Source organism: Nonomuraea solani (assembly GCF_900108335.1).
Taxonomy (GTDB): Bacteria; Actinomycetota; Actinomycetes; order Streptosporangiales; family Streptosporangiaceae; genus Nonomuraea; species Nonomuraea solani.
In genome coordinates this window covers 1-23,284 of the sequence record NZ_FNVT01000031.1, presented here as the reverse complement: position 1 = coordinate 23,284, position 23,284 = coordinate 1, and the positions used below count along the sequence as shown (strand labels likewise).

At 68.7% G+C, this 23,284-nt stretch carries 22 protein-coding genes and 1 pseudogene; 11 read left to right on the top strand and 12 right to left on the bottom strand.

Annotation, left to right across the window (positions count from 1 at the left end):
* The first annotated feature begins 32 nt into the window (after window positions 1–32).
* From C4V41_RS54325 to C4V41_RS63645, 3 genes are read left to right on the top strand one after another with little or no spacing between them, the layout of a single operon-like run.
* Window positions 33–272: an acyl carrier protein gene (locus C4V41_RS54325; RefSeq protein ID WP_235030972.1), complete on the top strand. Its 240-nt coding sequence runs from the start codon at window positions 33–35 to the stop codon at window positions 270–272.
* On the top strand, window positions 265–1,509 hold the full coding sequence (locus tag C4V41_RS54320) for a condensation domain-containing protein (RefSeq protein WP_103963934.1): 1,245 nt from the start codon (window positions 265–267) through the stop codon (window positions 1,507–1,509). The genes C4V41_RS54325 and C4V41_RS54320 overlap by 8 nt, the downstream gene beginning before the upstream one ends.
* Entirely contained in the window at window positions 1,506–3,458 is a 1,953-nt protein-coding gene (locus C4V41_RS63645; protein ID WP_200824899.1) for a N,N-dimethylformamidase beta subunit family domain-containing protein, read from the top strand. Before C4V41_RS54320 ends, C4V41_RS63645 begins: the two co-directional genes overlap by 4 nt.
* Here C4V41_RS63645 and C4V41_RS54310 read toward each other — a convergent pair.
* From C4V41_RS54310 to C4V41_RS54295, 4 genes are read right to left on the bottom strand one after another with little or no spacing between them, the layout of a single operon-like run.
* Window positions 3,437–5,083 carry a hypothetical protein gene (locus tag C4V41_RS54310; RefSeq protein ID WP_146104178.1) on the bottom strand — a complete coding sequence of 549 codons (1,647 nt, stop codon included), beginning with the start codon at window positions 5,081–5,083 and terminating at the stop codon, window positions 3,437–3,439. The genes C4V41_RS63645 and C4V41_RS54310 overlap by 22 nt on opposite strands.
* Window positions 5,068–6,009, bottom strand: a complete 942-nt coding sequence (locus C4V41_RS54305; RefSeq protein WP_103963932.1) for a methionyl-tRNA formyltransferase — start codon at window positions 6,007–6,009, stop codon at window positions 5,068–5,070. Before C4V41_RS54305 ends, C4V41_RS54310 begins: the two co-directional genes overlap by 16 nt.
* The gene (locus tag C4V41_RS54300) at window positions 6,006–6,671 is read right to left on the bottom strand and encodes a PIG-L deacetylase family protein (RefSeq protein WP_160150719.1); all 666 of its coding nucleotides are present in this window, start codon (window positions 6,669–6,671) and stop codon (window positions 6,006–6,008) included. Before C4V41_RS54300 ends, C4V41_RS54305 begins: the two co-directional genes overlap by 4 nt.
* 10 nt (window positions 6,672–6,681) lie before the next feature.
* Window positions 6,682–7,686, bottom strand: coding sequence for an NAD-dependent epimerase/dehydratase family protein (locus tag C4V41_RS54295; RefSeq protein ID WP_160150718.1), 1,005 nt, complete (start codon window positions 7,684–7,686; stop codon window positions 6,682–6,684).
* Between the two features lie 469 nt (window positions 7,687–8,155).
* On the opposite strand from C4V41_RS54295, the gene C4V41_RS54290 reads away from it, so the two are divergent.
* The 5 genes from C4V41_RS54290 to C4V41_RS54270 all read left to right on the top strand — a co-directional run bounded on the left by C4V41_RS54290 (window position 8,156) and on the right by C4V41_RS54270 (window position 11,994).
* The gene (locus C4V41_RS54290) at window positions 8,156–8,686 is read left to right on the top strand and encodes a hypothetical protein (protein WP_103963929.1); all 531 of its coding nucleotides are present in this window, start codon (window positions 8,156–8,158) and stop codon (window positions 8,684–8,686) included.
* A 101-nt stretch (window positions 8,687–8,787) separates the two neighbouring features.
* Window positions 8,788–9,279 carry a hypothetical protein gene (locus C4V41_RS54285; RefSeq protein ID WP_146104177.1) on the top strand — a complete coding sequence of 164 codons (492 nt, stop codon included), beginning with the start codon at window positions 8,788–8,790 and terminating at the stop codon, window positions 9,277–9,279.
* A gap of 401 nt (window positions 9,280–9,680) precedes the next feature.
* The gene (locus C4V41_RS54280) at window positions 9,681–11,333 is read left to right on the top strand and encodes a YncE family protein (protein ID WP_103963927.1); all 1,653 of its coding nucleotides are present in this window, start codon (window positions 9,681–9,683) and stop codon (window positions 11,331–11,333) included.
* 66 nt (window positions 11,334–11,399) lie between these two features.
* Window positions 11,400–11,612 carry a hypothetical protein gene (locus C4V41_RS54275; protein ID WP_103963926.1) on the top strand — a complete coding sequence of 71 codons (213 nt, stop codon included), beginning with the start codon at window positions 11,400–11,402 and terminating at the stop codon, window positions 11,610–11,612.
* Window positions 11,613–11,670: 58 nt separating this feature from the next.
* Window positions 11,671–11,994: a YbaB/EbfC family nucleoid-associated protein gene (locus C4V41_RS54270; RefSeq protein ID WP_103963925.1), complete on the top strand. Its 324-nt coding sequence runs from the start codon at window positions 11,671–11,673 to the stop codon at window positions 11,992–11,994.
* A 5-nt stretch (window positions 11,995–11,999) separates the two neighbouring features.
* Here the strand turns inward: C4V41_RS54270 and C4V41_RS54265 are convergent, their stop codons facing one another.
* The 5 genes and pseudogenes from C4V41_RS54265 to C4V41_RS54245 form a co-directional block, all read right to left on the bottom strand.
* Window positions 12,000–12,953 carry a hypothetical protein gene (locus C4V41_RS54265; RefSeq protein ID WP_103963924.1) on the bottom strand — a complete coding sequence of 318 codons (954 nt, stop codon included), beginning with the start codon at window positions 12,951–12,953 and terminating at the stop codon, window positions 12,000–12,002.
* Window positions 12,954–12,960: 7 nt separating this feature from the next.
* Window positions 12,961–13,365, bottom strand: coding sequence for a hypothetical protein (locus C4V41_RS63640; RefSeq protein ID WP_200824898.1), 405 nt, complete (start codon window positions 13,363–13,365; stop codon window positions 12,961–12,963).
* Window positions 13,366–13,528: 163 nt separating this feature from the next.
* A pseudogene (locus tag C4V41_RS64970) lies at window positions 13,529–13,803 on the bottom strand (ATP-binding cassette domain-containing protein); the annotation flags it as partial.
* Window positions 13,804–14,023: 220 nt separating this feature from the next.
* Window positions 14,024–14,995, bottom strand: a complete 972-nt coding sequence (locus tag C4V41_RS54255; RefSeq protein ID WP_103963922.1) for an aldo/keto reductase — start codon at window positions 14,993–14,995, stop codon at window positions 14,024–14,026.
* A gap of 308 nt (window positions 14,996–15,303) precedes the next feature.
* Window positions 15,304–16,248, bottom strand: a complete 945-nt coding sequence (locus tag C4V41_RS54245; RefSeq protein WP_103963921.1) for a phosphotransferase family protein — start codon at window positions 16,246–16,248, stop codon at window positions 15,304–15,306.
* 364 nt (window positions 16,249–16,612) lie between these two features.
* On the opposite strand from C4V41_RS54245, the gene C4V41_RS62495 reads away from it, so the two are divergent.
* Complete coding sequence (locus tag C4V41_RS62495; RefSeq protein ID WP_160150717.1) at window positions 16,613–16,762, top strand: hypothetical protein; 150 nt, start codon at window positions 16,613–16,615, stop codon at window positions 16,760–16,762.
* 490 nt (window positions 16,763–17,252) lie between these two features.
* Window positions 17,253–17,708 carry a CYTH domain-containing protein gene (locus tag C4V41_RS54240; RefSeq protein ID WP_160150716.1) on the top strand — a complete coding sequence of 152 codons (456 nt, stop codon included), beginning with the start codon at window positions 17,253–17,255 and terminating at the stop codon, window positions 17,706–17,708.
* A 156-nt stretch (window positions 17,709–17,864) separates the two neighbouring features.
* Here the strand turns inward: C4V41_RS54240 and C4V41_RS61345 are convergent, their stop codons facing one another.
* The 3 genes from C4V41_RS61345 to C4V41_RS54225 all read right to left on the bottom strand — a co-directional run bounded on the left by C4V41_RS61345 (window position 17,865) and on the right by C4V41_RS54225 (window position 21,860).
* On the bottom strand, window positions 17,865–18,908 hold the full coding sequence (locus tag C4V41_RS61345; RefSeq protein ID WP_146104176.1) for a VOC family protein: 1,044 nt from the start codon (window positions 18,906–18,908) through the stop codon (window positions 17,865–17,867).
* Window positions 18,909–19,217: 309 nt separating this feature from the next.
* Window positions 19,218–20,798: a class I adenylate-forming enzyme family protein gene (locus C4V41_RS54230; protein ID WP_103963918.1), complete on the bottom strand. Its 1,581-nt coding sequence runs from the start codon at window positions 20,796–20,798 to the stop codon at window positions 19,218–19,220.
* A gap of 573 nt (window positions 20,799–21,371) precedes the next feature.
* The gene (locus C4V41_RS54225) at window positions 21,372–21,860 is read right to left on the bottom strand and encodes a DUF6326 family protein (protein WP_103963917.1); all 489 of its coding nucleotides are present in this window, start codon (window positions 21,858–21,860) and stop codon (window positions 21,372–21,374) included.
* Between the two features lie 403 nt (window positions 21,861–22,263).
* Between C4V41_RS54225 and C4V41_RS54215 the strand changes: the two genes are divergently transcribed.
* On the top strand, window positions 22,264–22,914 hold the full coding sequence (locus C4V41_RS54215; protein ID WP_235030971.1) for a TetR/AcrR family transcriptional regulator C-terminal domain-containing protein: 651 nt from the start codon (window positions 22,264–22,266) through the stop codon (window positions 22,912–22,914).
* Window positions 22,915–23,284: the final 370 nt, after the last annotated feature.

Genomic DNA, 23,284 nt, shown 5'->3' with positions numbered 1-23,284 from the left:
CCCGAATTTCCCAGAACGGGAGGGCTTTCCAGGTGCAGACGGACGAGGAGCTACGCGGACGGCTCGCCGACATGATCGCCAAGGCCACCGACGGCGCGGTCGAGGCGGCCGAGGTGCTGACGGGCGAGGCCAGGCTGTCCGATCTCGGCGTCACCTCGCTCGGCTATCTCAGGCTGATCGACGCGGTGGAGGCGGAGTTCGGCGTCGAACTCGACCTGGCGTCGGCCGACAGCCTGGACGCGTTGGCGGACTACCTGCGGCTCCATGCTTGAGTCACCGCTCACGTGGGGACAGCAGGACATCTGGCGGGCGGTCGTGGCGGCACGGCCGGAGGAGCACTACCTCAACATCGGCCGGATCTTCGCCGCACCGAAGCGGCCCGTGACCGTCGAGCGCGCCGTCAACGCCCTGGACAGGCTCGTCGCCAGGCATGAGGCGCTGCGCACCCGGCTCAGCGGGCCCCGCGACCACCCCCGTCAACGGATCTCGCCCATCGCCCGGCCCTACGTCGAGGTGACCGACGAACCCGCGCAGGTGGTGTGCGACCGGTTGTCGGCCAGGCCGTTCGACTACTGGGAGGAGTGGCCGCTGCGGGTGGCGTTCCTGGTGGACGGGGACCGGGTCCGGCATGTCGTGCTGGTCCTGTGCCACCTGGCCGCCGACGGGCACGCGGCCGAACTCCTGGTGAAGGACTTCCGGCTGCTCCTGCTGCGCGACTCGCTGCCCCCGGTGGCGAGCGCGGCACCGCGCGAGATCGCCGCATGGCAGCGCTCGGAAGAGGGCCGGCGCGTGTCGGAGGAGGCCCTGTCCTTCTGGCGGTCCGAATACCGGCGCATGGATCCGGTGATCCTGTCGGACGCTCCCCGGCACCCGCGGTTCTGGGAGGCCACGCTGACCTCCGTGGCGATCGCCGCGGCGGCGCAGGCCGTGGCGGCCCGCGCGCGGGTGAGCTCATCGACGGTGCTGCTCACGGCCGCGATCCGGCTCGCCGGACGGCTCACGGGCCAGCGGTTCTGCGGCATGCGGGTGATCGTCAACAACCGGTTCGCGGCCGATCGCCGCGACGTGGTCTCCACGATCTCGCAGGAGGGGCTCGTGCTCCTCGACCTGCGCACCCCGGACTTCGGGGAATTGGCGCGGCAGGGCTGGCGCGTGGCCATGAAGGCGTACCGGCAGGCCCAGTTCGATCCGTACGCGATGGAGGAGGCTGTGTCGGGGATGGGGACGGGCATCAGGTCGTTCGGCTGCTTCAACGACCAGCGGCTGGTGCAGCGCGACGAGGCGGCACGACCGGACGAGCGGGCCGTCCGCGCCTCGATGGAGCGGACCGAACTGGCCTGGACGGACACCATGGACCGCAACATCTGCGACTTCCGGCTGCACGTGGGCGGTGAGCCGGGGCGGATGGAGGTGTCGCTGTACGCCGACACCGCGCTGCTCGCGCCGCCGGCGATCGAACGGTTTCTGTTCGACCTGGAGTCGACGCTGGTCGAAGCGGCGTTCGCATGAGCCTGTACGCGGCGGCCACGTCGTGCGCGCAGGGCGAGGCCCTCCGGTTCCACCTGCTCGGAGACGGGGGCACGATCACCGTCGAGGACGTGCCGTCGGGGCGGGTCGTGTTCCGCGACACCGCCGAGGGTGACACCTGGACGCTCAAGGTGGGCTCCGACTGGCCCAGCTCCCTCTATCGCGCGGTCCTGGGCGACGGGTGCGCGTATTTCGTCGTACGGGCGAGTGCGCCGGCCTCGCCGGTGGTGGTGGCGATCCCCTTTCCCACCTGGGAGGCGTACAACCGGCCCGGCGTGCCCGGTGAGGGGCTCTACCAGTCCGAGCAGCCCGATCGCGCGGTCAAGGTCAGCTTCGACCGGCCGGGAGCGGGGCCGCAGGTCGAGGAGTGGGAGCTCGGGCTGCTGCGGTGGCTCGGGCCGTCGGGATACGCGGTCGACTACTGCTCGGGGCTGGACCTGCACGGCGGTCTCGATCTGCTGAGCCGCTACCGGCTGCTGGTGATCAACGGACACGACGAGTACTGGTCGTGGGAGATGCGGGACGCGGTGGAGGCGTTCGCGCGGGGCGGTGGCAACATCGCCATCTTCTCCGGCAACACCTGCTGGTGGCAGGTCCGCTTCGAGGACGACCTGCGCACGATGGTCTGCTACCGCGACGCCGTCGCCGACCCCCTCGCGCGCACCGACCCCGGCCGCACCACCGTCGAGTGGCCCAGCGACCCCGTCAACCGTCCCGAGAACACCCTCACCGGGCTGACCTTCCGCAACGGCGCCGGCTGCTGGGTCGACTCGCGGGTGATGTCCCAGGAGTCCTACACGGCCCGCTTCACCGATCACTGGGTCTACACGGGCACCGGCCTGCGGGACGGCGACACGTTCGGCAGGGGAGCGCTCGGTTACGAGACCGACGCCGCAGACCTGGAGTGGCTGGACGGCGTCCCCCGGGCCACGGGCCGTGACGGCACCCCGCCGTCGTTCGTCGTCCTCGCCACGGCGGACCTGTCGCACTGGCGCAGGTACGGCAGGGGCGGCGCGGCCACCATGGGCGTGCACCGGCTGGGGGCCGGGACGGTCTTCAACGCCGGCACCATCAACTGGGGCAACACCCTGGCCGCCGACCCGGTCCTGGCCCGCATCACCCGCAACGTCCTGGACCGCCTATCCGGCCCTCCCGGCCCGCCGCGGTGGGAGGACATCGGCCCGGCCACTCCGCACCCAGCCGCTTCATCGGGCCCGCCTGCCCCGTCGGGGCCGTCTGCTCCGTCGCGCTCGTCTGCTCCAGCGCGCCCGGCCGCGGAGGCCCGGCCGGTCGCGCTGGTCGTGTGCGAGAACCGGCTCTTCGCCGCCGGGCCCGGTGGCGTGCTGAGCACGCGCGACCTGTCCGGCCAGAACCTGCCCTGGCGCCCGATCGACGTCACCGACGCCCAGGCGCTCGCCGCCCCCCGTGAGGCCCACGGAGGCCCACCGGCGGGCCTGTACGGCCTGGCCCCCGACGGCGCCATCCGCTATCGGGACCCCGTCCTCTCCCCGGCCCCTTGGACGGACGTGAGCCGGGCCCCGGAGCGCACCACGGACCTGGCCGCCGCGGACGAGGCGCTGTTCGCCCTCACCTCGGACGACGAGCTCTGGCACCTCCCCATCCGCCGCCTCGCGGACGCCGCCTGGATCCGGATCGGCGGCGGGGGAGGGGCCACGGGCCTGACGGCGATGAACGGGCGCCTGTTCGCCATCGCGGGTGACCGTGTCCTGACGCGAACCGTCGACCGTCAGAACCGCGACTGGACCGGCCTCGGCCCGTCCCGGCCCACGACCGTCCCCGCACCGCCCGACTCCGGCCCGGAGAGCCCCGGACCGGTCCTCTCCGGGGGCCGTGTCGCGCTGGCCGCCGCCTCAGGGCGGCTGGTCATCGGGGCTCCCGACGGACGGCTCTACTGGCGGTCGCTCTCGTAGGCCAGCCACTGCGCACACGTGTGCAGCCCGTAGTCGAGGTCCACCTCCGGCCGCCACCCCAGCTCGCCGAAGGCCCGCTCGACGTCCACCACGGCTCCCTCCGTCACACCCCCGTCAGGCGTGGCCTCGATCGGCACGGGCCGGACCGCCTTGGCCACCGCCTCCGCCAGCTCCAGCCCGCTCACCTCCCGCGGGCAGGCGATGTCGTACACCCCCGCGCCGCGGGTCATGGCGGCGATGACGGCGGCGGCGACGTCCCGCACGTGCACGAGCCGGCCCGCCTCGCCGCCGGCGCGCAGCGGCCGGCTCAGGGACGAGCGCAGCACCTGCTCCATCACCGTCCCGCCGGGCGGCATCCCCGGCCCGTACGGCTCGCCGAGGCGCAACACCACCGCCTCCTCGACCTCGATCCCGCGCGAGCCACCGGCGGTGAGCAGGATCCCGCGCCCGGCGTGGCCCGAGAAGGCCGCTCGCGCCAGCCGCACGTCCTCGGCCGGGTCCGTGCCGGAGTCCGGCCCGCAGACGTGCACCACCACGTCGGGATCGGCCGCGGTCAGGTGGCCGCGGTCGCTGAGCGCCCATGTGAGCTGTTCGCGCAGCCACGTGTCGGCCCCGGTCACGGCCACCGTCGGCCGCGCGGCAGGCCGAGGGGACGCCGCGAGCCCTGCCGCGAGCCCGTCCCGTGCGACGTCGTGGAGTTCTTCCGACAGCCGGGCCAGCTCGCGAGAGCCGAGTTCATGGCAGAGCCCGCCGGCCCCCATGGTCCCTAGCGCCCGATCCAGCACCCGAGGATCCCCCGCGTCCTCCTGGACCACGCCCATGGTGAAGGCCGTGAGCCAGAGCGGCCACCAGCGGCCCGCGAAACCCGCGCGCAGGCCGCCGACGTCGAAGCCCAGCCCGTCCAGGTAGTCCTCACAGAGGATGTCCCGCCACCCCGAGGCGCCGGGGACCGCGCACTGCGCCACCCCGCGTTTGAAGAACGGGATCGCGGCCAAGGACCCGAGCACCTGGTCCTCGCCGGAGAGCGGCTCGTCGGCGAGGAAGCAGGGGGAGCGCCGCAGCCCCTGGAAGTCGTTCTCCACCAGGCTGGCCAGGTCCTCGTGCTCGGCCAGGCTGGGCACCGCGACGTACACCGGCACACCGGCCTGCCGGAGGTAGCGGCCCATCAGGACGTCGTCCGGCCAGGTGCCGCCCCGGTCGCGGGCCCAGTCGACGTACCCCTCGGCCACCCGCCGGGGCAGCAGCAGCGCCGCGACGGGCGTGTACTCCCCGGCCCCGCGCACCCAGCGCGCCCCGGCGAGCGCGCCCAGCCGCACGGCGGCGCCGTTGCGCGAGTTCCAGAACGCGAACAGCGCGAGCGCCGCGTCCGGCATGGCCCGTGCGGCCGCCGCCGCCCGCTCGAAGAAGGTCTCCGACAGCACCATGTCGTCATGGAGCAGCACGTGGTGGGTGGCACCCTCGGGAATGCTCGACCAGGCCAGCAGCGACGTCCGGAACGCCGATGGCCGCCCTCCCGGATCCGGGTCGGTGACCACGTTCAGGACGCCGCCCGCCAGGCGGACGGCCGCCTCTCTGCGCTTGGGATGCGCCATCACCGCCCCGGTGAGCGTCACGTCCCCAGACATGTGCCTGCCGCGAGCTCACCCGACTCCAACAGGGTCAGCGCGTCATGCCGTCCCGCGCCCTCCCACTGGGCCTCGCGGACGACGAGCAGCCCGGAACCGCACACCACCAGCACCCCGGCGGTGCCGGTCGACCAGACCGGCGCCAGCACGGTGCCCGGCGGCTCCCGGTGCTCACCCCACTCGATGAGGTCGGCGCTGTGCACGAACAGCTTGCGTCCGCCGACGAAGGTGAAGGCTCCCGGGTACGGCGCGGCCAGCGCGCGTACCCAGTCGTAGACCTCGCTCGCCGGCCTGGACCAGTCGATCAGGCCGTCCTCGGGCCGCCGCCGCTCCCACACCGACCCGCCCGGCGGCTGCGGGCGCGCCACCACCTGACCGGCGAGCAGCAGCGGCACGTACGTGGCGAGCAGCTCGATGTTGATCTCGGTCACCTTGCGGTACACCTCGGTGACGTCGTCGCGGCGGCTCACCGCGAACTCACGCTGGGCGATGAGCTCTCCCTCGTCGGCGCCCTCGTTGAGGAAGAACAGGCTGACCGCGCTCGACCGGATGCCCTTGATGATCGTCCAGGGCAGCGGAGCCCGCCCCCGGCCCTCGGGCAGCCGGGTCGGGTGCAACCCGACCGCGCCGAGCGGGCACGCCGACAGCAGCGGCTCACGGACGAGCTGTGACCAGCCGGCGACCACGAACAGGTCGATGCCCAGCTCGGTGACCAGCTTGTGCGCCCGGCCGTCGTTGATGTCGGCGGTCTCCAGCAGCGGGATGTCGTACGTGGCCGCCGCGTCCCGCAGCGGCGCGTAGCCCGAACGGTGCTGGAGCTGGGGCGGGTAGCCGATGAGCAGCGACGGGGGAGTGCCCTGAGCGGCCAGGACGTCCACGGCCGGCGCCGCGAACTCCATACCGGTGCAGAACGCGAACGCCTTCACAGGACCTCCCTCAGCACGGCGAACGCCTCGGCGTGCGCGACTCCGATCTCCGCGCCACGCAGCGTCGCCAGCGCCGTCACCGACTCCTCGCTCCTGATGTGCGGCGAGGGCCGGTGCTGGCTCTTGTAGCCCCGCAGCGCCTCCAGCTTGCGGTCCAGATGGACGCTGATGTCGCAGTAGGCCGTCGAGCGCGGCATCGGCTCGGCGGCCCACTGGATCTTCGACATCTCGTACAGCAGCACGGTCGGCACGAGCCACTTGCCGAACTGCGGCGCGATCGGCCTGGCCGCCGCGAACCCGGCGCCGAACACCGCGAGGTGGTCCTGGTCATAGTCGGCGAAGCTCGGCAGCAGCAGCAGGTTGGGCCGCCGCTCGTTCAGGGCGCGCTCGAACAGGTCGACGAGTTCCCTGCGCGGCAGCGTGTCCAGCCGCTCGGTCAGCTCCATGTCGCCGTACGCGATCTCGTAGGAGAAGCCGAGCGTGTCCCGGACGGCTTCGATCTCCTCCAGCCGCTGCTGATAGGTGGTGGCGCCGTCGAGGCCGTAGTGCCGCATGCCGTCGACCGCCAGATACAGGACGTGGACCTCGGCTCCCGCCCCGACCTGTGCGGCGATCAGCCCGCCGCAGCCGAGCACCTCGTCGTCGGCATGGGGAGAGATCACCAGTACGCGATCAAAGCGGCGCATTCACTGCCCTCCGGTCCTCACGGGCGCGATAGTAGGCGGCGGTGCTCAGGATGAGTTCGTCGAGCGCGATCCTGGGCTGCCAGCCGAGGCTCGTCGCCGCCCGCAGCGCCGGGATCTTGTGGAACGACTCGGCCTCCGCGTAGTGCGGCCCGTGCACGCTCCTGCCGTCGACGCCGACGATCGGCGACGCGCTGCCGAGCAGCTTCTTCACCTGATGGGCCAGCCCCATGATGGTGATGGCGTTCGCCGGGTTGCCGACGTTGATGACGGTGTCGTCGCTGTCCAGCGCCGCGTCCATGTGCTCGATGAGGAACCGAGTCAGGTCGCTCGCCGCGATGAACGCCCTGACCTGCTCGCCGCCCGCGAACACGGTGATCGGCTTGCCGGCCAGCGCCTGCTGGACGAACGTGGGCATGACGAACCCGCCCGCCCGCGACTGCCGTGCTCCCGCCACGTTGAACGGCCTGATGACGATGCCGCGCAGGCCGTGCTGCCGGCTGTTGGTGACCATCGCCTCGGCCAGCGTCTTGGCGATCGCGTACTCGATGCGGGTGTTGTAGTGCGTCGGGACGACGATGTCGTCCTTCTCGTCGAGCAGGCCGCTGCGCCCGTAGACCTCGGCAGAGCTGAACAGGCACATCGGCGTCCCGGCACCGATGCAGGCGTCGATGACGGGTGCGGTACTGCCGATGATGTCGTGGCCCAGCCGCCCCGCTCTGGACAGGATGCTCGCGGGGCCGACGTAGGAGGCGGCGTGGATGACGCGGTCGGCGCCGGCGAAGTCACCGCCCGCCGCCAGGTAGTCCTCCACCCGCTGCCGGATGACCGTGCAACGGGGGTCGCGGTCGTAGTCCTTGCCGTCGATGACGGCGCCTGTGCTGGAGTCGATGATCGTTACGCGGTGGCCCGCTTCGAGATACGCGTCCACCAGGTGTGAGCCGATGAAACCGAGACCGCCCGTGACGATGACTTCGCCACTTGGAGCTCCCACAAGCCTGCCTTCCCACGAAGTCGCGATTTCGAGGAAACGGCCACACTGGGCATGTATTGCCACAGTGGCGCCTAGCGTCGGATTAAAACAGTTTTCGCAACACTTGTCACGCGTGACATTAGTTTTCACCGGAGCGTACTTGAGCCTGCCGGTTCCGGTGGTACGGACGTGCCGGTTCATGGGCAAGCTGGACGGGTGAGGACCCATACCGTGCGGCATGATCAAGGCGGGCATCCGTGACACTGCCGCTGCTGGCCGACCACGACATCCGCCGTAGGGTCTGGCTGTTCATCAGGAGCTTTCCCTTGTCCTAATGATTCTGGACATTGTCTGGACGGTTGGACGGGGCCGATCGCTTGCCAGCCGTGCCCCTCGGCGGTCACGGTGGTGCCGGTCTCACCGCAGCCCATGCTCGCGCTGGGACATCCCCGGTCGGTACGCACTGAGGATTTCTCTGAGAGGAGATCCGATGATCGGACGAAAGAAGACGGCAGAAGCGGTCTTAGCCATCGGGCTGGCGGCGATCCAGCTCATGATGATCCCTCCCGCGTCGGCACAGGCGCGGTCGGGCGTCGCCGCGGTGTCGGACAGAGCGGCGGCCGCCGCTCTGGAGCCGGGCTGGTCGAAGAAGTCCTACCTGCGCATCGGGTACCACGACCGCTGCAAGGGCTGGCATCGCATCAAGACCCCGCACCGGAGCGGCAACCGCATCACGACCAGCCGTCAGGTGCACTGTGGCAAGGGCGAGTGGGGGCGCCAGGCCGTGGTCAAGACGACCCTGCAGCAGTACCGGGGGCTGGGCTACTGGCGGACGAAGGCCACCTCCGAAGTCAAAAAGGGCAGGGCGGCGTTCACCGTGACGACGACCCCCTCATGGAAGTGCTCCGGCGGCAGCCAGCTCTACCGCAACCAGACGAAGATCCACCTCTACTCCCTCCTGCGCGGCAGCAAGACGGCCACCCTCTTCAAGCGCTCTGAGGAGCGACGGATCCGCTGTTGACCGCAGGCCAGGGCCTGCCTCTGCACGTGGCTCGGCCGGACATTCGCCCTTGGCGCCCCGCGAGTGCGCCAAGGGCCTTTCCCTGAAGGGGTGGATGACGCGTGAGAGCGAGTCTGTGGGGCGCAGTCGTCGGTGTGGTCGCGCTGATCACGGCCTTTCTGCTATGGGGGTGGGCCTCGGCGGCTGAGGAGGAGCCTTACACGCGGGTCAAGGAGCGCTACATCGCCGCCGTGGACGCGGTGTGCGAGCGGGCGTCCCGCCAGTCTGACGAGAACGAGCCCGCCGGGCTGGCCGCCCAGGTGAACGAGCTGCATCGCGTATCGGAGTCGATGACCACCACCGTTTCCGAGATCGAGGCCATCGCGCCACCCGGTGAGGACGCGGCTCGGGTACGCGACGGCTTCCACACACCTGCCCGGGCGCTGGCCGCCGGCCTGCGTGAGCTCAGCGGGCGCGCGGAGGCGGCGCTGCGCGACGGCAGGGAGAAGGAGGCGCGGCTGGCGGTGGAACGGTCGCTGGAGCCGGACGAGAACGAGAAGGCGTTGCGGGCATTCGCGGCGGCATACGGCTTCCGCACGTGCGCGGGTGAGTGAGCAACCCTCGTACGGAGGCAATCCATCCGTCCCACGATGGTGAAAGGGGCGCCGGCCGTTCTTGCCCTCAAACGGAAACCTGTCCCGGGGAAGACCCCGCAGGGTGGCCCGAAAGAGTCTCACCTGCTGCGCGGATGCGGCCGCTGCGCCCGCCCTGGAGGCCTCGCTGTAGTCCTTAGAGAATTTTGGCGGATTCCGTCCGGCTGCCGGTAACACCGAACGTGCCCCTGGACGACAACGACACACTATGCGAATATGTGTTCGATTGACGAAGATCGTCAGCGGAAGCGCGTCCCGTGGTCATGGCGGGGGGGTCGCTTCTCTTCTTCTCCTCCAGAAATGGAGTGCCTGTGCGCCCATCAACCTTTCGCCGTGCTCCTCTATCCCGGCGATTAGTCGCCTTGGCCGGGTCCCTGCTCGTGACGGCGGGCCTGCTCGTCGCTCAGGCGCCCGCCGCCTCGGCCGCCGACACCGTCACCGACCTCGGCGTCGCCGCCGACAGGGGCGGCGACGTGGTGGGGAAGAGCGGCAAAATCTTCGTCGCCGCCGACGATCGGATTGTGGTCACCAAAAGCGACGGCGCGCTCATCGACACGATCAGCGGCCTGTCCGGTGCCGTGGCCCTGTCCGTGGCGGACAACGGCAGGAAGGTGTACGCGGCGCTGCGCGATTCGCATGAAGTGATCGAGATCGACATCGCAACGCTCGCCATCACCAAGCGGATCGACCTCACCGCCTATCCGTGCCCGTCCACGCTGGCCCAGTCGTACGAGCGGTTGTGGGTCGGATACGGGTGCGGCGAAGCGGGGGAGGGTGGCGTCGTCGCCCTCGGACTGTGGACGCCGACACCCACCCTCGTCCCGGTCGGGCCGGGCACGACCCAGCCTCCGCTGGTCGCCGTCGCCAGGGGCACGCTGGTGGCTGGGGAACCGGCCGCCGACCCCGCCGTCATCAGGGTGTACGACGTCCGCACCGACTCGGCCATCCCGCGCGGCGAGATCCGCGGAGACGCGAACGGGCTGCCGCTCCTGCGGGATCTCGCCCTCACCGAGGACGGGTCGGCTGCGCTGTCGGCGTTGGCTGATACCCGCCAATTCGACGCCTGGGACACGACAACCCTGGCTCGGGCCCGTTCCTACGACAGCAGCGCCTTGCCCGAGCACGGCCTGCCTGCCGCGGTCGCGGCCAGCCCGAACGGCGCGTACGTCGTGGGCGGCTGGAACTCCTCTGCGGGCGAGGCGGCCGAACTCGTGGTGTACGACCCGGCCACGGCGGAGGTGATCTACGCGGCCGACCACCAGGGGAAGGCGCTGGTGGCGGGCAGCATCGCCTTCTACGGCGTACTCACCTATGCGGTGCTGAAGGAGCCTGGCACCGGGCGCATGCACCTCTGGCGGCTGCCGCATTCGCCTTACCACGCCTCCACCCTGACCATGACGGCTCCCTCCGGGGCGACCGCGCTCAAGCAGTTGACGCTCAGCGGGCGGCTCACGCTGAGCACCGGTGCGCTGCCCGGCGTACAGACGCTCGAACTGCACCGCTGGCTCCCCGACGGCACCGACAGGCCCTTCCAGGAGATCACCACCGCGGCGGACGGGACCTATCAATTCACCGACATCCCACCCTCCAGCGGAACGTTCAAGTACCAGCTGTACTGGCCGGGCAACTCATGGTTCATGGGTGACGGCGCCTCGACGGCCGTCTCGGTGGCCTCGCATCAGCCGGTGCTCACCGTGACCGGACCGGCGACAGGCGTCCTCGGCGAGCGACTCGAATTCAGCGGAACCTTCGCCGCCGACGGCGTCGTCTTCCCGCCGACCACGATCACCGTCTCCTGCAAGATCATCGCCTGGGACGGCACCGTCACCTCGAAAACCCTGCCAAAGGTGACTCCCGCCGCCGACGGGTCGTTCGGCTTCGCCGATACGCCGACCACGCCCGGCGAACACACCTACACCATCAAGCTGGCGGGAAACTCGGCCATCGAGCCGGCGAACACCAGCCACGTGGTAACCGTCCCCAGCCGGCCACGCGGCACCCCGGCAACCGGCTGACATCCAACCCCCCGCCTGACAGGCGGGGGGTTGTGGCGAAGGGTGTGCGGATGGATCTCCGTTGGGATGCCGAACTTGGCGCACCGCTGGTCGGCCCGCCGGAATGCCGACTGCCAGGTCGACGTCCCCCCGCCGATGCTGGGCGACGGGCGGTTCACGATGCGCAACGTGGCGCCGTACAACGGCGGCGTCCTCGTGCTCGTGCAGGTCGACTGGCCGGAGCCGTTGCTCACCCCAGGTCTCCTACGTGGTGGTCAATCCGTAGGCGACCGAAGTTAAGAATGTTACGTTTTGCGGCCTAACGCGAGTTATGTGACGTTCGGGTGGATAATGCCTTATGGCGGAACGCGATCTTCGTACCGGCGACCTCGAGCTCGACCGGATCATGGCGGAATTCCAGGCGAACTCTCAGGAGTTCTCCGAGGTCATCGGCCTGGCCGGCGAGATCGCCGGCGAGGCGGCGAGCCCCGATGACAAGGTCAGGGTGCGGGTCTCGTCGTCAGGCCAGCTCACCGCTCTGCACATCGACCCCAGGGCGATGAGGCTGGGCTCGCGGGAACTGGCCGAGACGATCATGGATCTGTCGATGCGCGCGACCGAGGACGCGGCGCGGCGCCTCATGGACGTGACGCGGCCCTATCTCGGGCAGGGTGAGCGGTAGCCCGCTCACCTGACCCGGGGGATGAGGCTGCGCGTCCCGTGGATGAGGAACTTCTGGTACATCTCCTCCTCGGTCAGCCCGTGCTCGGAACCGGGCAGGGGGTTGTCGCCGTGCTGCGCGTCCATGGCCATCGAGTACGAGGTCGACGCGGCCATCCGGGGTACGAAACTGCCGGTGTTCAGCGTCATCCCGTTCGGCAGGGGGACGGCGGTGGCGACCGTGCGCAGCCCCGGCACCTTCGCCATCAGCGCCGCTCCGCCGTCGGCGACCCCGTCGAAGACCATGTTCGCCACGAAGTGCTCCCGGAACGTGGTGAGGTTGTGGCCGGCCGACCTGACGTCGGCGCCGGACAGGTCCGTCTTGATCCCGCCCAGGAGGTTGAGCCCCAGGGGCAGCGCCACCTGGCCCGTGGCGTACGCCGCGCTGTCGGCCACCCAGTAGGAGAACGTGGGCAGCAGCAGGAGGACGAAACGCCGCGCGGTGATCTTGAGCAGGAGCGCCTGCCTCTTCATGATCGCCTGAAAGAGCTTCCAGGTGAGCACCTGATATCCGATGGTGAACATCATGTCCACCGTCATGATCCAGCACAGCACCTTCAGCGCGTGATTGATCTTCTCGATGACGTCGGCGTAGGCCCGGCAGGCGTTGGCCGCGTTGCGGTGCTTGAGGGAGACCGCCAGCACCGCCGGGCCGAACTCCTCGGTCCAGAACCTCCTGAAGGCGTCGACCGCCGCGTCCGAGCTGGTCTTCCAGACGGTCTCGGCGGCCGCGTTCGCGTCCCGGAAGTGCAGGTCGATCGCGTCGGCGAGGTCGTCCAGCACGTCGGCCGCCGCGCGGATCCGATCCGGGTCGCCGTCGAGGAACGAGACGCCGAACAGCACCTCAGGCGCCAGCGCCCCTGCCAGGCCGGCGCCGGCCATACCGCCCAGGGCGACCTTCGTCGCGAGCCCGACGGGCATGCGCGCCTCACCGGTCCCGTTCTACCGGCGTGGTGGGCACGCCGACCTCGTCGTCCTCACGCCGGGCGAACTCGAGCAGGTCCTTCAGGACGCCGTTCTTGTCGGCCATGCTCGCCCACTCGGCCCCCCGCACGTTCTTGCTCATCGCCACGACGGCGGCGCCGATGACCTCGTACGACTCGCGGAGGTTGCGCAGGGCCGTGCTCATGTCCTCGTAGGCGCCGTCGAAGCCGGGATGCCCGTCCTTGCCCCGGCGGAAGATCTGGGCCGCCTCGTCGCTCTCAGGGTTGCCGAAATAGGGCAGGAGGGGTTCCATCTGAGCGTGGAGCCGGCCGGCGGTCCGGCCGAACTCACCGCCCTCGGTGTGGATGGCCCTGCCGTTGCCCTGCATGCTCGAATGATCGATGTCCAAGGTGGTCCCCTCCGCCGACGTGCTCAGCGGCCAGTGTCTGAACCTCGTATTACCGGGAGATGACCTCGCGGTTGCCGTTGTGCGGCGTGTGGTCCGGAGGGGCGCGGGTCGTCGTGGAACACCTGGCCCAGGGCCCGCCGGGTCAGGACGGACGCGGGAGGGCCCCCGACAGCGTGCCCAGCCGGCGCGCGGCCAGGCTCGCCATGCAGGTGTCGACCACCGACCACTCGTCAGACGTGGCCAGGGGCCGCCCAGCGGCCCCTGGCCACCGTCTCGCGCACGGTGATCGGCAGTGACTCGGCGACCGCGTCGCGCTGGACCACGAACCGGGGCGGCGTGCCCGACCGTGCCGCGTGACGGGCGTACCGTCCCGGCGAGCACGCCGAGCAGGGTCGACTTGCCGGAGCCGTTCGGGCCGACGACGGCGGTCACGGCGGCGCGGGATGGTCCTGCCTCGAGGGTGGGGGGTGTCCGGCCGCCGCAGCTGCTGCCGGTCGGACACCCTCTTGCGAGAGATGCCCCCTCCAGAACGCTGCCCCGCATCCTCCTGAACATCAGTAGTTGATCAGCCACGTTGTGTGAAGAGCGGTATGGGTATGCGGCGCCTCGGTCCTTCACCCTGATCTCGATGGAAGATCACCGCTTCGGGAAGCGGTGCTCAGAACCAGGACGGACCGGCGTTGACGTAGGGCTTCTGCAGGGCTGCGGTTTCTTCGTCGGTCAGCTGGAGTGTGAGAGCGTCGGCGGCCTGCTGGAGGTGGTGGGGCTGGGTTGCGCCGACGATGGGGGCAGAGACCAGCGGGTTGCGCAGGACCCAGGCGAGAGCGACCTGCGCCATGGGCACGCCTCGGCTTTCGGCTACCTGCTGCACGGTGTTGATGACCGGTTTGTCGTGCGGGTTGTCGAAGGACTGCACGACGTGGTCGGTGCGGGAGCGGGTGCTCTGTTCGCCGGCGGGGCGGGCGAGGCGGCCTTTTCCGTTGGGCGAGTAGGGGACCAGGCCCACGCCCATGTCGCCGCACATGGCCATCAGTTCGGGTTCGTCCTGGCGGCGCAGGAGGTTGTACTGGTTCTGCATGGACGCGAAGCGGGTCCATCCACCGAGGTCTGCGGCGTGTTGGAGTTTGGCGAACTGCCAGGCGTACATCGAGGAGGCGCCGATGTAGCGGACCTTGCCGGCCTTGACGGTGTCGTGCAATGCCTCCATCGTCTCCTCGACCGGCGTCTCATCGTCGAAGCGGCGGATCTGGTAGAGATCGATGTAGTCCGTGCCGAGGCGCGCCAGGGAAGCGTCGACTTGCTCGAGGATCGCCTTGCGAGACAGTCCCTCACCGCCGGGCCCGTCATGCATCTTCCCACGGACCTTGGTGGCGAGCACGATGTCCGCGCGCCGGGAATACTCGCGGATGGCGCGGCCGACGATCTCCTCGCTGGTGCCGGCCTGGTAGACGTTGGCGGTGTCCCAGAAGGTGATGCCCAGTTCGACGGCCTGTTGGAAGAACGCCCCGGCCTTGTCCTCGGTCAGCGCCCAGCGGTGGGCTCCGGGGGCGGTGGGGTCGCCGTAGCTCATGCATCCCAGGGCGAGGCGGCTCACCTTCAAGCCGGTGGTGCCGAGACGGACGTACTCCATGATGACGCTCCTTGCAGGTTACAGGCGGTTGCCGCGGTTCGGCGGTTGGTTCTACGCGGCAGGGTGTGGCGGACGGTTGTCGGGCGGGGCCGGTCCGGAGCAGGTGCGCCAGGTAGGGACCTGGGAGGGCACGGCCCAGGCCGAGCCGCCGATAGCGGTGGTGTGTGCCGACGGGTTCGGACTCGGTGGTCCGGTTGTGCTCGTCGAGCCAGATGATCGCGGACGCGGCCATGGTCCCGTCCGGGGCTTGCACCAGAATGTGAAGGTCGGAACGGTAGGGCCGGTTTCCGCGAACGCCCTCCGTAGGGTCAGCGAAGCGCGTTCAGCTCGTCGAGGGCGCGATGGCCGCGCTTGACCACTCCCGGAACGACATCGTGGCGCCCGTGACGGATGGGGACCTCGAGCATGAGGAGGATCTGTGCCGCTGCGAGCACCGCCGCCCCCTCCCAGCCGACCAGGTCGAGGATTCTCGTCCACAGCCGCCTTCGGACACCGTCCAGCAGCGGATCCTGGAAGGTGGACCACACGAGGGCGGTGAGATCAGTCGCCCGCGTGCCGCTGCCTGCGTTCCCGATATCCACGACCGCCACCACCGTTCCGTCACGGACCAGGATGTTGCTGGGGGTTGAGAGATCGGCATGGACCATGTCAGGTGCCTCTCGTGGTGGTGGGACGTCGGCACACACGAGCCGCAGGCGCTCGACCAAGGCCGACACCACGGAGGAATACCCCGAGAGCCTGGCCACGGACTGGCGGAGACGCGACTGCTCCGGCGTCTCGTTCAAATCCAGCCCGGCGACAGCCGATTCCTGACCGGTGGCGACCCGCCAGGCGTACGACCAGTGGTCGTAGGGCTCGGAGGCTTGGCCGGCCTGGAGTTCGATGATCTCCATCAGCTGCTCAATGAGGGACGGGGTCAGATCTGGCGCGGGAGCCGCGTCAACGAAGTCCATCAGATGCCATACATGAGTGGCTGTGGCCCCCACTCCGAGCCAGGCCGGGGTGGGATAGCCGCGCCTACGCATGTGCTCGACCACTCTCTGGGCCCGCAACGTCTCATCCAGGTGGCTGGGGTGTGCCCGGGGCACTGCTTTGAGCACTGCATTTGCCCTTCCGGCCAACTGGACGCGGATGGCACCCCCATTGACGCCTCCGGGAAGGCGACTGAGAAGAGTGACCTCTGCTCCGACCACGCTGGCCACGTCGTCCAGGACCTCGGCCGGCAGCTCTTCGGGATGGGTGCCCTGGTTCATCGGCTCGACCTCGAAATTTCAGCGCATGGACAGAGAACTATTGCACTTGGTGGCAGCTTCAGGAGTACCGGGCCGTGAAAGCCGGTCGGCGTGTAGCTGTTGTCGCTGGTCGGCCTGGGCCATCAGGCACGCCTGCACCGCGGGAAGCTCTTTGGCCAGGTGTTCGGGACTGTCGAAGTCGTCGAGTGAAACAGATGGCGTCATGGCAGGTGCTCTTCCTGCGGGGTGGCTGCTGCGAGTTCGGGTGGTGATGCGGGGGCGTCGCCAGTCTCGATCTGCTGGACGCTGCCGGGCTTGAGTTCGGGCACGTACTTGTAGATCGTGGAGCAGGCTGACGCCGAGGAGCCGGGCGATGGAGGAGACGGTGTCGGTGATCGCAACCATGCTCGGCTACCACCACACCACCACGACCAGCACCGCAACCGCCGCATCCCTCCTTGAGGCCGCCGAGAGCGTCAGCGCCACAGGCGTGAGCGTCCCTGTGGCCAAGGCGCGGGTGTTCGGCCCGGTATAGGGGTGTTGTCGTTAGAGTGCTCGCCGTGATGCTTCCTGATCTTCATTCCAGTCGGCTCGGCCAGTTCCTGGTCGGTTTCGTCGTGGTCTGCCGTTCATGACCGCCTGCTCGGTTCGGTTATCTGGGGATTCGAACCCGTCTGCTGGTGTTTCTGCGCCTTCCCGGTCGGCAAGCGCTCCTCCGACACAGCCCTTAACGGATCTGCGGAAGGAGACGAAGGGCAAGGTGCTTCTGCATCATGTCGCCGGCACCGGTGATCAGACCGAATGGGTCGGCAAGCTGAGGTGGGGAGCTCATACAAGATCGCTGTAGCCTGTGCGAGCTCTCAGGGGAAGCTGACGATCGTGATGAGTTGGGGCTTCCGGACATCATGGCAGTGTGCCGCGGGATACAACACGTTCAGGATCAGCATTTACCCCGACTCGAAGCCGGAAGCACGCAGGTTGATGGTCAAGGCGCCGCTTGGGAGTACGGGCAGAGCAAGATCGGAGTGGCGTTCGCGCGGTTGCGGACCCAGGAGGGCCAGCACCTGTTCACGGTCAAGAAGCCGGTCGCCATCGAGCAGGCGTGTCTGGAGTACGAGAGCGAAGTCACCGACCGGGCGCAGATGCATCAGGCGATCATGTTGATGGGGTTCCGGCCGACCGTGCGGATCGTCAAGACCAGGCGCACTGCCACGGTCGACGGCCTTGGGGTGTGCGTGGACGAGGTCGAGCTCGCCGGCGTCTTCATGGAGATCGAGCGGACTGCAGGTGCCGACCAGCCGGGTGTCGTGGTGCAGGCCGAGCCGGACGCGTGGGCGCGGTCGCTGGGGGTGGAACGGGAGCGCACCGGCGACACCTACGACTCCCTCGTGCGCTCCAGGACCAGGAAGGCGTCCAGGTCGGCGGATGGTGTGGACGCGGTGATCACCGTCACCGAATGGCCCAATCTCAAAGGGCGGTGAGGGCGGAGTCGACGTAGACGGGGCTGCGTTTGGCGGGGCCATCGCGCAGCAGCCACATCCGGTAGTCGCACACGGCCCAGTCGTGGGCCTGGGGGTCAGCCAGGGGGGCGGCGGTGTAGGTGGCGGCTTGGTCGGCCAGCCACGCTAGGTGAATGCCTACTCCCCAAGGTGCTCCACGTACTCGACGAGGAGCCCATCGGGATGCCGTACACGGGCATTTCGACCGGAGGGGACCACCTTCGGCTGCTCAACCACCCGGCCACCGATCTCCGTTGCACGGGCGAGATAGGCGTCGAGCGATGGCACCAGCAGCGTCGCGTCGGCGTCGCGTACCGGCGCCAGGGCCGTTTCGGAGCCCGCGATGACGAGCACCGGCCCCACAGCCGCCACCTCCAACTCCCGTTCGGCGTAGGAGAAGCGCAGGTTGCATGGCTGGCCTAGGAGTTCCTCGTAGAACCGTACCGTGAGGTCCAGATCCGCGGCCGCCACCAACGTCCGTACCTGGATCATGGGAAGCCGGGCTACGTCGTCCTCCATCAGCCTCACGGTTTCGGGCCATGCCAGATCCTCTTGTCCATCGCCGGCTTCCTTGGCCTCCCACCGGCAGCCTGGATCGTCAGGCGCACTCCTCAGCGAATGACAGGCGCGCAAGCGGGCGGAGGCGATCATCGAGCTGAGCAGATGCGTGCAGTATTGGCAGGGGGAATCGAGCACCAGCTCCATCCCGGAGTCGCGAGCCCGCTCTCGATAATCCCAAATGGCGCAATGCTGGATCTCAAGCACACCGTGCGTGTCGCTGACGGGCCCTAGCTCCACTTCAGATCGGTAACTGGCCGCCTGGCGTTCAATGCGTTCCATGATCTCGCCGGCGCCGCCTTGCCCAGAATAGGATACCTTCCCATAGATTTTTCCGACATGTCGTGCAAACTCTGCTACGCCTTGGTGACCGAACCGGCGAACGACGAAACGTTCCATGGCCGCCTGTGCTGTGAAGAACGCGCGCTGCCATGCCGACGGGTTGAAATCATCGGCCGGCAGCGCGCGCAGGAAGGCCGCCTTTATCGGCAGAAGCGCTTCCAGTGCTTCCGCATCGCCACGAGCGGCTACGTAGGCGGTGAGTCCGGCTTCGGTTTCCGCGAGCCGACGGCGCCACATGTTTATTTGTTGTAGTTCCGGATCCATCTGGAAAATGCCTCTCATGGAAGGCAACGCGGCCCGAGGGGGCGTTGCAACGTGGTGAGGAGGACAGAGGGGCGCCCGGTCATGGCATTACGCTTGTCGGCGGTTGGCTGCCGTCTCCTTGCGGGTTGCGGACGAGGTCGTGCGGGTCGTAGGCGGGTTTGACGGCCGGCAGCCGGTCGAGGTGCTCGCCGTCGCAGGCGTGCGCCCAGCGGGGCAGGCAGGGGAGATGTCGTTCTGATGACACGGGCCGGATGCCCACGGTCGCAAATCCGTCCGCACCGCCTCGGACAACCACTGTCGAGTCGAGACTGCCGCCTGGATGTCATGTCATGAGAGAGAATCCGCACTCAACCCTCCCGAGATGACCTGTTCGCGAAGCGCGGACTTCGCCACCTTGCCGGTTGAGGTCTGCGGCAGGGCCGAGACGATCGCCAAGCGCACGGGCAAGTAGCCTTCAGTCATGCCTCGGGCGCGTAGGTAGGCATGCAGCTCCTCCAGGGAGGGCGGGGCGCCGTCGGGCACAATGACCGCGCAGGCCGCCTCCAGGCCGTCGGGGTCCGGCACGCCGACCAGAGCGATGTCGGCCACCGCTGGATGGTTGAGAAGTTCGCCTTCCACCTCGGAGATGGGAATGAGGTGTCCCCACCCGATGCGATCGGCCACGCGTGACAGAAAGCGCAGTCGGCCCTGCTGATCCTGCTGGACCACATCGCCGGAGTCGTACCAGCCTTCATCGGTGGAGGAGTCCCAGAGGGTCTCCCCTGTCCGTAGGTCCACCATGGCGCAGCACATTGAAGGACCCCGGACGTGCAGGCGGCCGGCCCCGTTGGGGCGCTGGTCGCGCAGCTCGACGTCGACGCCGGCGAACGGCCGGCCGATGCCGTCCTCTGCCCGGTCGGCCGGATCGGAGGGCGACGTCGCGCAGAGCACACCGCCCTCTGTCATGCCGAAAACATTGACCAGCACCGGGCACATTTCCGCGCGGACCCCGGTTGCGATGGGGGCGGGAATCGCCGCTCCAGCCGTGACGATCGCACCCAGCGCAGACAGATCTCTGCGACGACGGCGCTGGGCCTTGAGCAGAGGGTTCAAGTAGGTCGGGTTGGAGGACACGCACCGGACGCGGTGCCGTTCGATCAGATCCAGGCACGCCTCGGCATCGGACACGGGCAGGAGCATTGTGGAGCGCCCGGCCACGAGCGGCGCGAGCACGTTGAAGGCCAGGCCATAGGTGCCGCTCAGCGGGGCGAGGCAGGCGTTGGGTCCGTCGGCGGGCAGCAGCTTGATCACTGGACGAAGGCCAGCGAAGAGGGTGTTGTAGGTGTGCGTCACGGCCTTGATCCGGCCGGTGGTGCCCGAGGTGAACAGAATCTGGCAGATGTCGTCAGGGCCGAGAGCCGCAGGGTCGGACGGTGCCAGCGGTCCCAGGCTCTCGGCTTGACGGAGTAGGTCGTTCAGAGCGACCACTGGGACGCTCCTCGCGGATACGTCATCGGCCAGCACGTTCGAGAAGATGAAGAGGGTGGCTCCCGTGCCTTCAACGATGAGGTCGCGTTCGCGGAGGCCCGCAGTGATCCGCAGTGATGTCACGACCACCCCGATCCGGCTGCATGCCAACCAGAGAGCGACGCTTTCCCACGTGTCGGGAAGCTGGTAGGCGACGACGTCTCCCGGCCGCACGCCACGGGCCCAAAGCGCCGCCGCCAGTCGCTCGCACGCATCGGAGAGCTTGCCGAAGGTGATGGCCTGAGCCTCCTCGTCGGCGCTGCCGGCCTGTAGGTAGGCGAGCGAGTCGGGAGCGTCGCGAACCAGCGCCCGTAGGTCGTCGAGAAAGGTTTCGCGGCGCCACCAGCCTTGCTCGAAATGGGTGGCGGGCAATTGCGACGACCATTGCGTCACCAGGCTCATGCGCTTCCCCCGTCAGTCGCCTTGCCGAAATCTCGCGAACGTCACTTGGTTACCTTCACAGCGAGCTCTCCCCGTCTCGCCGAAGTCGGAGATGGTGCTGTGGTCCCGTTCCAGGACGGTGACCCCCAGCATCTGGATCAGGGACGGATACCCCAGCAGCCATTTCGGCGAAAGGATTGACAGAACTCACATCTGCCATGCAAGCCGACCTGCACTAAGTCACGGAACACGAAACGCCCTCAGGCCGAGTAAAGAATCACCGACTTCATCGCAGTTCCAGCGCCACCTACAATCCGGGCCTGACCAGCACTCCCTGCTCGGCCGGCTCCAGTGCCGTGTAGCGAGCCAGCGTGGTCTTTAGAGTGCGTTAAGCGAGCCAATGCCCTTTCGTCGTTGCGGTTGGTTGGATGAGGTCTGCTGGTCGGTCAGCCACCGTTTGGCTTACGGGCGCGGCTGGCGCGGACACCGGACCGCTCGTGAGCAGGTTCTCTGCGTATACCGCGACTGAGCTGGTCACGGTCGGCCCGGTGCCCGCGGCGGCGGGCTTCACGCCGTAGGGCTTTACACGGACACCTACTGTCGAAGGTCCTGTCGAAGGTCGGTCGTCGCGGGACCGGCTGGGACGGCGGGGGTTCGAGGCCAGGTCCAGGCGGAGCGCAGGATGAAGGCCAGGAGCAGCACCTCGATTCCAATGGAGAGGCCGTAGAAGGGGGCCCAGTTCCAGGACTCCCCTGCCGCGTTGACCACCGAGTAGGGGATGTAGAGCGATGCAACGACGAGGTTCGTGGCGCGGTTCACCCGGGCGGGCAGCGTCATGGAGAGCATCACCATCAGGGCCGGGATCGCCACGGACGCGAGCATCATGGTCAACAACGTCGGGCTGATGTCGAACTCAAAGACGACGCCGGCGCGGAGGTTGTCGATGATGCCGGGCTTGTGGAGGTGGAAGTAGTCGACGTAGATGTAGAGGAACATGAAGCTGGTCCATGCGGCGGCGAGCTTGGCCTGCACGGGGACCGGCGGGTTGTCGAGCAGGTTCGGGGTTTTCGTTCGGATGGTCATCGGAACTTCTTTCGAGAGGAGCGGTCCCTCCGCCGGAGTGGCGGCAGGGATGTACCGAGGCCGCGCCCACCTGGACGAGCACATCGCCTCGACCGGGCAGCGGTAGCCCGGACCTCGGACGACTCGAGCGCTGAGGGCAGGCCGTAGCGGTGCCGGTCGGCGGCCCGCATCGTCGTCGCCCCGGCGGACTCGCCCCCGGCGCCAGGCGTACTCCGGCACTCGATCGCTGTTCGATTCCCACAGAAGCCTCCTCACGTCCGAGCCACGACTCTCGCTGGTTCGTACATCGTACGTCGTACGCTGTACTACGAGTAGTACGCTGTGCCATGACCGTGCGCTGGACGATTGTCAAGCCGCTCGAGCGAGCGAGAGGAGACCCGTGTCTGCGAGGGAACAACGCCAGGTGTCGACAGACGCGGCGCTGAGCAAGCAACGGGTGGTGGTCGAGGCGGTCCGGCTCGCCGACCGCGAGGGGGTCGGAGGGCTGAGCATGCGCCGGCTGGCCGGCGCGCTCGGCGCGGGCGCGATGTCGCTCTACTACTACGTAGCGAGCAAGGAGGAGTTGCTGGACGCCATGATCGACGTCGTGTTCGAGGAGATCGAGCTCCCGCCCGAAGAGACCGACTGGCAGTCAGCGATGCGACGTCGGGCGGTATCCGTCCGACAGGTTCTCGCACGCCACCCGTGGGCGATCGGCCTGATGGAGTCGCGGACATCGCCGGGGCCCGCGAACCTCCGCCACCGCGAAGCGGTCACCGCCTGCCTGCGAAGGGCCGGCTTCCCGGTCTTGATGGCGACGCACGCCAACTGGTTGCTCGACAGCTATGTCTACGGTTTCGCCCTGCAGGAAGCCAGCCTGCCGTTCGACACCGCCGATGAGTTCGCGGACATGGCCGAGGACGTCTTCCTGCCCCAGCTTCCTCCTAACGAGTTCCCCTACCTCAACGAGTCCGCCGCGGTGCTCGCCGCTGCCGGCTACGACCCGGCGGAGGAGTTCACCTTCGGCCTCGACCTCGTCCTAGCCGCCCTCGAGCCCCTGAGAGTACCTACGTGAGCCTCCATCCGTGATGCCGTTATGTGATCGTGTGGATTTGTTGAGTTACCGCCAGTCTGCGGGTCCAGTTGTGCTGGGATGGCGCGGTTACTTAGCCTGAATCCACGGTGTGACTTGGCCTGATCATTTTTCGGTCCAATTCCTCGACGAGGGCCGGATGTGCAGGTGAGGGCGCGCTTTTGGGCATGGTGAAGCCGCCGCGTGCGGGGTCGCGGCCTGTCCGGTGTCCTTCAGGGGTCGGAAGCGAGGGTGGGCGCGGCAGCGCGGGTGTCGGTGCGGGACCGTCGAGGGCGGCGGTGACCTGGGGTTCGGCGGGTCAGGCCGGGTGTGCGGGTGGGTCGTGGGTGGCGGTGAAGGCGTTCAGCCAGGC

Bases quoted from the DNA above. Each gene is read 5' to 3' on its own strand.
- C4V41_RS54320 (WP_103963934.1), top strand. From the start codon at position 265: ATGCTTGAGTCACCGCTCACGTGGGGACAGCAGGACATCTGGCGGGCG.
- C4V41_RS63645 (WP_200824899.1), top strand. From the start codon at position 1,506: ATGAGCCTGTACGCGGCGGCCACGTCGTGCGCGCAGGGCGAGGCCCTC.
- C4V41_RS54310 (WP_146104178.1), bottom strand. From the start codon at position 5,083: ATGTCTGGGGACGTGACGCTCACCGGGGCGGTGATGGCGCATCCCAAG.
- C4V41_RS54290 (WP_103963929.1), top strand. From the start codon at position 8,156: ATGATCGGACGAAAGAAGACGGCAGAAGCGGTCTTAGCCATCGGGCTG.
- C4V41_RS54275 (WP_103963926.1), top strand. From the start codon at position 11,400: ATGCCGAACTTGGCGCACCGCTGGTCGGCCCGCCGGAATGCCGACTGC.
- C4V41_RS54270 (WP_103963925.1), top strand. From the start codon at position 11,671: ATGGCGGAACGCGATCTTCGTACCGGCGACCTCGAGCTCGACCGGATC.
- C4V41_RS54265 (WP_103963924.1), bottom strand. From the start codon at position 12,953: ATGCCCGTCGGGCTCGCGACGAAGGTCGCCCTGGGCGGTATGGCCGGC.
- C4V41_RS54255 (WP_103963922.1), bottom strand. From the start codon at position 14,995: ATGGAGTACGTCCGTCTCGGCACCACCGGCTTGAAGGTGAGCCGCCTC.
- C4V41_RS54245 (WP_103963921.1), bottom strand. From the start codon at position 16,248: ATGAACCAGGGCACCCATCCCGAAGAGCTGCCGGCCGAGGTCCTGGAC.
- C4V41_RS61345 (WP_146104176.1), bottom strand. From the start codon at position 18,908: ATGAGAGGCATTTTCCAGATGGATCCGGAACTACAACAAATAAACATG.
- C4V41_RS54230 (WP_103963918.1), bottom strand. From the start codon at position 20,798: ATGAGCCTGGTGACGCAATGGTCGTCGCAATTGCCCGCCACCCATTTC.
- C4V41_RS54225 (WP_103963917.1), bottom strand. From the start codon at position 21,860: ATGACCATCCGAACGAAAACCCCGAACCTGCTCGACAACCCGCCGGTC.